At 45.9% G+C, this 5,672-nt stretch carries 6 protein-coding genes and 1 pseudogene; 5 read left to right on the top strand and 2 right to left on the bottom strand.

From position 1 onward, the window contains the following. Window positions 1–53: 53 nt before the first annotated feature. A pseudogene (locus AC5I6P_RS29115) lies at window positions 54–530 on the top strand (IS6 family transposase); the annotation flags it as partial. On the opposite strand, the gene AC5I6P_RS29110 reads toward AC5I6P_RS29115, so the two are convergent. Continuing rightward, complete coding sequence (locus AC5I6P_RS29110; protein ID WP_495697278.1) at window positions 527–967, bottom strand: hypothetical protein; 441 nt, start codon at window positions 965–967, stop codon at window positions 527–529. The pseudogene AC5I6P_RS29115 and the gene AC5I6P_RS29110 overlap by 4 nt on opposite strands. A gap of 115 nt (window positions 968–1,082) precedes the next feature. Further along, on the bottom strand, window positions 1,083–1,871 hold the full coding sequence (locus tag AC5I6P_RS29105; protein ID WP_495697277.1) for a type 1 glutamine amidotransferase domain-containing protein: 789 nt from the start codon (window positions 1,869–1,871) through the stop codon (window positions 1,083–1,085). Between the two features lie 557 nt (window positions 1,872–2,428). On the opposite strand from AC5I6P_RS29105, the gene AC5I6P_RS29100 reads away from it, so the two are divergent. The 4 genes from AC5I6P_RS29100 to AC5I6P_RS29085 all read left to right on the top strand — a co-directional run bounded on the left by AC5I6P_RS29100 (window position 2,429) and on the right by AC5I6P_RS29085 (window position 5,626). Beyond that, on the top strand, window positions 2,429–3,097 hold the full coding sequence (locus AC5I6P_RS29100; RefSeq protein ID WP_495697276.1) for a type 1 glutamine amidotransferase domain-containing protein: 669 nt from the start codon (window positions 2,429–2,431) through the stop codon (window positions 3,095–3,097). Window positions 3,098–3,200: 103 nt separating this feature from the next. Then, window positions 3,201–3,992, top strand: coding sequence for a cupin domain-containing protein (locus tag AC5I6P_RS29095; RefSeq protein WP_495697275.1), 792 nt, complete (start codon window positions 3,201–3,203; stop codon window positions 3,990–3,992). 84 nt (window positions 3,993–4,076) lie between these two features. Next, window positions 4,077–4,724, top strand: a complete 648-nt coding sequence (locus tag AC5I6P_RS29090; protein ID WP_495697274.1) for a DJ-1/PfpI family protein — start codon at window positions 4,077–4,079, stop codon at window positions 4,722–4,724. Window positions 4,725–4,873: 149 nt separating this feature from the next. Further along, entirely contained in the window at window positions 4,874–5,626 is a 753-nt protein-coding gene (locus AC5I6P_RS29085) for an HAD family hydrolase (RefSeq protein ID WP_495697273.1), read from the top strand. Window positions 5,627–5,672 lie beyond the last annotated feature (46 nt).

Here is a 5,672-nt window from a genome sequence, read left to right as displayed (position 1 = left end):
AATTTCGAGATGTGCCGATTCCATGCTAATTCATCTTCTCATTCAGCAACGCCGACGAAACTTATATCAAGGTCAAGGGAGCGTGGAAATATCTGTATCGCGCTGTCGATTCGATGGACAACACACTGGACTTTCTATTGAGTGCGAAACGGGATGGTAAAGCAGCAGCACGATTCTTTCGCAAAGTGCTCAAGGGTCAGCACACCCAGTCTCCACGGGTGGTCACAGTGGACAAGAATGCCGCTTACCCAGCGGCAATGGAAACACTGAAAGGAGAGGAGGCAATTGAAAAAGAGACCGAATTAAGGCAAAGCAAATATTTGAATAACATTGTTGAGCAAGATCATCGGAATATCAAGCGCATCGTGAAACTGATGATGGGGTTCAAGACGTTCAACAGCGCGAGAAACACTTTGAGCGGAATCGAAGCAATGAATATGATCGGTAAAGGACAAGTGAAAGGAATCGACCAAGGGGATGTTGTATCTCAGGTCAGATTTATCGAAGCCATCTTTGGAATTGCTGCTTAAGACGATGAGATTGATAGAAATCGTTGGGCTTTAAGAAGTTTTCGCGACACAACCATTTGAGTCAAATTCACGGTTTTAACGCGATACAGAGCGACCAGAAATAGGGCGAGAAAGGTCACTCGCGCACCATGCCAACCTAGCTGCGGTTGCAAGGCATTGCGAAGTGCAATATTTGAGACATGGGGTTTCATGCGTTGATTAAGCTTTTTTATGAAACCCTTTCCTACTCCCTCTTTGCAAGTTTTTGTCCTGTACTTAGATACGACGTACCCAGCCAACGCTTGTTGAACTCGCTCATACACGCCATTTCGTTCAATACTGCCGCGACCGTAAGTCATCAAAATTTTAGCATTCGCGGGAATTTCAGCTGCAATATTTGCAATCTGACTTCTTCCAAACAGAACTTTTACCGGATTTTGAAACACAAAATTCTGCACAATCGTTCTCCTTCGGGTGCTTGTTGTATTCGAGTAGATCGGCAGGTTATTGTCAAGGTAATCGTTTTGCTCTATGGCTTCTGACCTGCCGAGGAATCCTGTAAAAATTGAACTCTTAATTCTTGAGCTTCAGAAGCCCCACCATTTGTTGCGCGACATCGGTGGCGGAAGCGGGATTCTGTCCAGTTACTAACCGATCGCTGACCACGACATGCGCTTGAAAATTAGGAGCTTCGGTGTGCTTCGCGCCGCGTTCAATGAGTTTCGACTCCAACAGAAATGGCATGGTTTGCGTGAGTCCGACCGCCGCTTCTTCTTCATTGGTAAACGCTGCAACAGTCTTGCCTGCAACAAGATATGATCCGTTTGCAAGCCGAACATTCACCAGTCCTGCTGGTCCATGACACACTGCCCCAACTACACCCCCTTGGTCATAAATTGCTGTCGTCAGTTGTGTGAGTCCTTGATGATTGGGAAAATCCCACATCGTGCCGTGCCCGCCTGCAAAGAGAATGGCTTTATATTCAGCTGGGTTGACTTCTTGTGGAGCTAATGTGTCATTTACCTCTGCCATAACTGCAGAATTCTCAACGAACTGGCGATTTACCGGATCGTTAAGTTTGAGACTTTTGGGATCGATCGGGGCACTGGCTCCGGTTGGACTGACGAAATCGACTTCATATCCCGCTTTCGTAAACACGGTATAGGGATGCGCGGCTTCATCAAGATAAAAGCCAGTTTTCTCGCCGGTATCGCCTAAGCGATCGTGATTCGTTAAGACAATCAAAATTTTATTCGGTTGTTTTGAAGTCAGGAAAGTCGCTCGTTGAGCATTGGCTTGAATACAGCTGCTCAGCACGGTGGCACCCAGTAAGGCACTGATAACTGTTTTGCGGTTAACCATTGTTTACGTCTTTATGTCTTGCAGGTCTAGGATTCTGTTTTCACAGCGGTAAAAACTGGAACGCGAGATGGAGTCATTCTTACTCGCGTGGAAGTTTCAATTTGTTGGTTTAACCAGAGACTATCAACTCATCACACTGTCTACAACCTGATAGTGTCAGAAAGTGTCAGATGAATGTCTGAACCTAGAAAAACACTTGCTGGGTCAGCCATTAATGCTTTTTTGCGTTATCCACACCTTTGGTTGGTGTGTTGCTAGCCAAAACAACAATCTCAAAAAAACTCACTTTACTATTCACTTCAATGCTATCTGACACTTTCTAACTATAGAGATGACAAAATCTGATTGCAGACTCAGAATCGCTCCAGTAGTCTGAATGTAGTTTGTGAGTGACACAAATTCTTGTTCAAGCAATTGAGAATTTAGTCAACAAACTTAAATCAAGTTTTCACTGCTGTTATCTAAGTTCTGTTGGTGTCTTTTCAGCCATGCAGCCAAAAACTGTTGTCTGCACAATCAAAAAAGCCGTTCGACCCAATTCTTAGGAGTATATATTCATGTCTCAACGTATTCTTTTCATTGTGACCAGCCATGCTCATCTAGGCAGCACTGGACAGCTGACCGGCCTATATCTTTCAGAGCTAGCACATCCTTGTGAAGTATTTAATCAAATGGAATACCAAATTACAGTTGCATCACCGACAGGTGAGAATGCGCCGATTGATCCGAAAAGCTTGTCGGATGAACTTGCAGAGTTTGTACCTTTGACCCAAGGAACGCTGCCGTTAGAACAAATCAATCCGGCAGACTATGATGTCTTCTTTGTCGTGGGTGGTCATGGAACTGTTTGGGATTTGCCGAATAATCCAGAGTTGCAGCGAATTTTGCCAACCGCCTATGCACAAGGCAAAGTTATCGCAGCAGTTTGCCACGGACCGGCTGCACTCGTGAATCTGAAGACAGATAGCGGTGAGTATTTGATTAAGGGTAAGCAAGTCACCGGATTCACAAACGAAGAAGAAGCAGCGGTTAAATTAACCGATGTCGTGCCTTTCCTACTAGAAGATGCGCTCAAACGTGCGGGTGGAAAATACATTGGCAAACCAAATTGGCAGACCAATGTGGTTGTAGATGAGCGGTTTGTGACCGGGCAAAATCCTGCTTCTGCACGAGGGGTCGCTGAAGCAATCGTACAGGCATTATCTACGCTCGTGGTTGCTGTATAACGCGCTGCCTGCCTGCATGAGACAAATTTTGCACTGAATGTGTGAAGCCCCGAGCTTTACGTATTGAAGCTGAACCAACCGACCCGTCTATAGGAGAATGGCAATGGTTAACCTCAGTGAAGAAGCTACATTTGGTGAAGCATTGGTAACATCTGCTTCGCCTTCAAGAATCAGAGCCGCTCTCTCGAATCAAGACACGCTTCGTTTTGAAGAGGCAATGGTAGCTAGCACTTGGACAGCACTCGAGACTGAGCGGTTCAATCAAGATTCCTATTTGGATGAGGTCATTCCGAAACCTTGGGGATTAGAGTTCAGAATTTACCGCGACACTTTCTTTGATGTGTGGAAGTTGGCTTTGCTGCCTGGCAAGTCAACTTCCACACATTGCCATCCTCGCAAGGAAACTGCCTTGCTCTGCTTGGGAGGAACCGGGCGAATTAGTTTCTTGAGTCACGAGGCACACCTTGTTTCTGCTGGAGATGTGGTCTTCATTCCAAAAGGTGTTTTCCATAGTACCGAAAACATTGGAGATTCAGCACTTGATTTAGTGGAAGTGGAAACGCCAAGAAACAAGTTTGATTTAGTTCGGCTCAGCGATCGCTACGGTCGTTCAGGCACCAGCTATGAACAGGAAGTGATGGATTACGACCTCGCGGAAATGCGGTCATTTCTCTATATTGCTGAAGCAAAGCTCAGAACGTTGTGTCATCAAAATCGATTCCGTTTTGGAGTCAAAGGTGCCTTAGAGCTAATTTGCCGAGACACTCCGGGTTTAATGTTCGTCGTGCCTCTAAGCTTGAAATCTGCGTTTCTGCATAGCATTCAGATTCTCAAAATGGTTGATCCGGCGCAACTCGATGAAAGCGTGTTCTATCTAACGATTAGCGAAAACTGATCAAATGGCAACTCGTGATGCCGATGTCCAAAGAACTCGATCGTTGACTCAACCTTCATTGCCTTTTACTTTGGAGTACTCTCTATGCAACCGAAATCCTCTGTGATTGTGATTGGTGCTCAAATGCAAGATCAGGCTGCCCTGATCGCAGCCGATGCCCCACGGGCGGTAATCCTAACTGGCCCTGGTTTTCAAGATCATGACTTGATTTATTGCTATTACCGTTTTCTGGAAGAAGGCTATGCCGTTGACATTGCCACACCTGGCGGCATGGCAGTTTTTGGTAAGTATGCGGTACCCTTGAGCGGCAAGATGGATAAAACCGGTAGCCCGGTTCTGTCATTCGACGATCTAGAAGTCGGTCGCTATGATGTCGTTGTGCTTACCGGTGGATACGAAGCGCCGGGAAGAGTTCGTCGCGATCCTGACGCGTTGACCTTTGTTAAGGGGATGGCAGAGGTTGACAAAGTTGTTGCTGGCTTGTGTCACGGACCGTGGATTATGATTTCCGCCAAAGTTCTTGAAGGCAAGACGGTTTGTGCCTATATCGACATGAAGGATGACATGATCAACTCTGGTGCCAATGTGATTAATGCCAGAGTCGTTCGGGATGGCAACATCATCACGGCTTCTTACTACGCCTACGTTGGAGAATTCATGCGCGAAACGTTTGCGGCAGTTGCTGAGCGACGGCAACAGCCGCAGCGAGCGCTTGCAACAGCAATTCACTAACCGAGCGGGCTGTTATCGGGATCGGTGCTGAAGCTTATCTAAAAAGCGACTGAATCTCGTTGCTAGCTAATAATTCAGGTTAAGCCATTTCCCCGGTTTGGGCTTAACCTCAAACTCTCCAAAGTCTATAAATAGAAATGGAAACAGAAATGCAACACAAAACATTCGCACTAGATTTTGACGGTGTTATTGTTGATGGACTGAACGAATGTATTTTAGTGACTTGGAACGGTTACTACGGTAAGCAGTTAGATGACTTTAGCATTGAAGGATTGGCAAAAGTTCCGAACTGGTTTATCGAACGGTTTACGCATTGTCGGAATTTTGCTAAGCATTTAGGGCATTTCGCGGTTGCAATTTTTGATCGCGATACGCCAATTCAAACTCAAACAGATTATGAGCGGCTTTATTTGTCGTTAGATCCAGTCGAAGTTGAAAGTTTTGTGGCAAAAGTCAATGAGTACCGGGCAAATGCACGCACTCACCAAGAATTGTTGTGGTTGGATCAGCATACGCTCTACCCGGACGTCCAATCGTTCTTACAGGGCTTAGATGCGCCATTCTACATTGTTTCCGCCAAAGATCGGGATTCGATTATCAAGATTTTGGCGAGAGCCGAAATTGACATTACTCCACATCAAGTTTTTGGAGAGCAACGCAATAAACTTGTAGCGCTTAGAGCAATTCAACAGTATGAAAGCGTGCGTCCCGAAGAGATCTTCTTCTTAGACGACAACATCATTAATGTAATTGACGTTCAGCAGGCAGGCTATGGCGCATATTGGGCACTGTGGGGATACCGAGCTGACCATCATTTAGAATTGGCACGCCAGCATCAAGTTGCCACGCTTTCATTAAAGCAGTTAAGTGAGTTGACAACCGCTAAGCCTCTTAGAGCCTAGCCGAAAACCTGAATTGCCCGCACCACAATGCAAGCACACGATAAAT

The sequence above is a fragment of the Myxacorys sp. genome, assembly GCF_059501405.1.
Note: the sequence above shows the minus strand (reverse complement) of the source record. Positions and strands in the feature narration are given on the sequence as shown.